Origin of the sequence: Streptomyces sp. NPDC058864 (genome assembly GCF_042742985.1) — a bacterium.
In the GTDB taxonomy this organism is placed as follows: Bacteria; Actinomycetota; Actinomycetes; order Streptomycetales; family Streptomycetaceae; genus Actinacidiphila.
Window position 1 is genome coordinate 37,137 of record NZ_JBHYMQ010000077.1, and the last position, 2,668, is coordinate 39,804.

3 protein-coding genes are annotated in these 2,668 nt (G+C 72.1%); all 3 read left to right on the top strand.

The window, feature by feature from the left end; translation table 11 throughout:
* Window positions 1-257: 257 nt before the first annotated feature.
* The 3 genes from ACFW3D_RS35980 (at window position 258) to ACFW3D_RS35990 (ending at window position 2,612) form a co-directional block, all read left to right on the top strand.
* On the top strand, window positions 258-1,004 hold the full coding sequence (locus ACFW3D_RS35980; protein WP_500511761.1) for an SDR family oxidoreductase: 747 nt from the start codon (window positions 258-260) through the stop codon (window positions 1,002-1,004).
* Window positions 1,005-1,247: 243 nt separating this feature from the next.
* Complete coding sequence (locus tag ACFW3D_RS35985) at window positions 1,248-2,153, top strand: SDR family NAD(P)-dependent oxidoreductase (RefSeq protein ID WP_500511763.1); 906 nt, start codon at window positions 1,248-1,250, stop codon at window positions 2,151-2,153.
* A gap of 120 nt (window positions 2,154-2,273) precedes the next feature.
* Window positions 2,274-2,612 carry a nuclear transport factor 2 family protein gene (locus tag ACFW3D_RS35990; protein WP_500511765.1) on the top strand — a complete coding sequence of 113 codons (339 nt, stop codon included), beginning with the start codon at window positions 2,274-2,276 and terminating at the stop codon, window positions 2,610-2,612.
* Window positions 2,613-2,668: the final 56 nt, after the last annotated feature.

The following is a 2,668-nucleotide window of genomic DNA, read 5'->3' on the forward strand; positions in this document are numbered from 1 at the left end:
CGGCGGCCGCGACCCCTCCCCCCGGGCCGGCCTGACCGCCCCCGCGGGACTGCCGCCGGTTACCCGGGCCGCCACCCCCGTGGGGGGGTGGCGGCCCGGGCGCGTTCGGCGGCGGTGCGTGGCGCGAGCTCCGATGTGAACGGCGATAACAAGTCAGTGTTATCGACGCTTGCGTTTCCGTCGATAACATGGCACTGTTATCGACGGAAGCGGGGCGACGGAAGGAGTCGCCCCCCTCGCGTGATCAGGAGACCGCCATGACCGAGACCACCAACACCGCCCGCCGCGTCGCGATCGTCACGGGCGGCTCCCGCGGCATCGGCCGCGAGGTGGCGCTGCGGCTGGCCGCCGAAGGGCAGGCGGTCGTCATCGCCTACGCCGGCAACCAGGCCGACGCCGATGCCACCGTCGCGCAGATCGCCGCAGGCGGTGGTTCCGCCCTCGCGGTGCGGGCCGACGTCGCCGACGAGAAGGCGGTCCAGGCGCTCTTCGAGGCCGCCGAGGAAGAGTTCGGCGGTGTGGACGTGGTGGTCAACTCGGCCGGTCTCATGATCCTCAACACCGTGGCGGACTTCGACCTCGACGCCCTTGACCGCATGCACCGCACCAACATCCGCGGCACCTTCGTGGTCAACCAGCAGGCGGCCCGCAGGCTCCGCAACGGCGGTGCCGTGATCAACGTGTCGTCGTCCCAGACCCGGATCGCCACGCCGACCTACGCCGCTTACGCCGCGTCGAAGGGTGCGGTCGAGACCATCAGCCTGATCCTGGCCCGGGAGCTGCGCGGCCGTGACATCACCGTGAACGCCGTCGCGCCCGGCCCGGTCGCCACCGACCTGTTCCTCAACGGCAAGGACGAGGCGACGATAGAGCGGTTCGCGAAGATGAACCCCCTCGAGCGTCTGGGTTCCACCGAGGACATCGCCGAGGTCGTCGTCTTCCTGGCGGGTCCCGGTCGCTGGATCAACGGCCAGACGATCTACGCCAACGGCGGAGTGGCCTGACCCGCGAGCCGCGCCCCTCGCGCGGCCCTTCCGGGCACCGGGCCGCGGGCCCGCTCCGTCCGCCGCCGGCGCCCGGGCTCCCTCGGTACCTCCGTACTCCTCCACCTCCGTACTCCTGCAGCTCTGCATCCCGAGCCGGGCAGCACCCTGCCCCTCAGTAGATCCCCCCGCGCCACCCACTCGATCCGGGACCCGGACGCCACATGTTCCGGGGCCGGCCCCAGCAGTCCAAGGAGATCCGCCATGTCCCCCATGTCTTCCGTCGTCCTGGTCACCGGTGCGAGCTCCGGATTCGGCGCACTGGCCGCCCATGCCCTCGCCTCGGCGGGTCACACCGTCTACGCGAGCATGCGGGACATATCCGGCCGCAACGCCGAACGCGCGGCGGAGGTACGCGGACGGGCCGCCCGCGAGGGCATCGACCTGAGGGTCGTCGAACTCGACGTGCTGTCGCAGGACAGCGCGGACCGCGCCGTCGCCACCGTGCTGAGCGAGGCCGGCCGGCTGGACGTCCTGGTCCACAACGCGGGCCACATGGTGCTCGGCCCCACCGAGGCCTTCACCCCGGAGGAGATGGCCGCCGTCTACGACACCAATGTGCTGGGCACCCAGCGGGTGAACCGCGCCGCCCTGCCCCACCTGCGGGCCCAGGGGCACGGTCTGCTGCTCTGGGTCGGATCCAGCAGCACCCGCGGCGGCACCCCGCCCTACCTCGCTCCGTACTTCGCCGCGAAGGCCGCCATGGACGCCGTCGCCGTCAGCTACGCCGCCGAGGTCGCCCGCTTCGGCATCGACACCTCCATCGTCGTCCCCGGTGCTTTCACCTCCGGCACGAACCACTTCGCCAACGCCGGCCACCCCGCGGACAGTGGCACGGTCGCGGCCTACGAGACCCGCTACGAGGGCCTGACCGAGCAGGTCGGCCGCGCCCTGGCGGCCATCACCCCCGAGGACGCCGACGTCGCACAGGTGGCACGCGAGATCGTCCGCGTCGTGGGGCTCCCCGCGGGCAAGCGGCCCTTCCGCACCCACATCGACCCCGCCGACGACGGCTCGGAGGCCGTCTCCGTGGTCGCCGACCGGATCCGCGAGGACTTCTACCACCGGATCGGTCTGGAGGACCTGCTCAGCCCCCGCACGGGAGTCTGACCGCGCCGCAGCGGGCTGATCCCGCAGTTGCCCGATCCCACGCCGTCCGGCTACCGGCCTTCGGGCGCCCGGCCCCTGCGGGGGTCGGCGCGCCGCCCGAAACCGACAAGGAGAACCGCCATGACCACTTCCGAGTTCCTCCCCGAGCTTCCCGAGCCCGTGCGCCGCGCCGTCACCGCGGCGAACGCCCATGACACCGAGGCCTTCCTGGACCAGTTCGCCGAGCACGGCGCGGTGGACGACTGGGGCCGCCGCTTCGAGGGCCGTGAGGCCGTCGAGGGATGGAGCGACCGCGAGTTCATCGGCGTCAAGGTCTCCCTCAAGCTCACCGGAGTGACCCGGCGCGGGGGCCAGGTGATCGTGTCCGCCCAGGTCGGCGGCAACGGTTTCAACGGCCCGTCGGACTTCGCCTTCACGGTCGAGGGCGACCGGATCGCACTGATGAGGATCGCCGGCTGAGCGGCAGGTGCCGGTGGTACGTGGGAACGCCCGGTGGGGAACCGTCACATGACGGT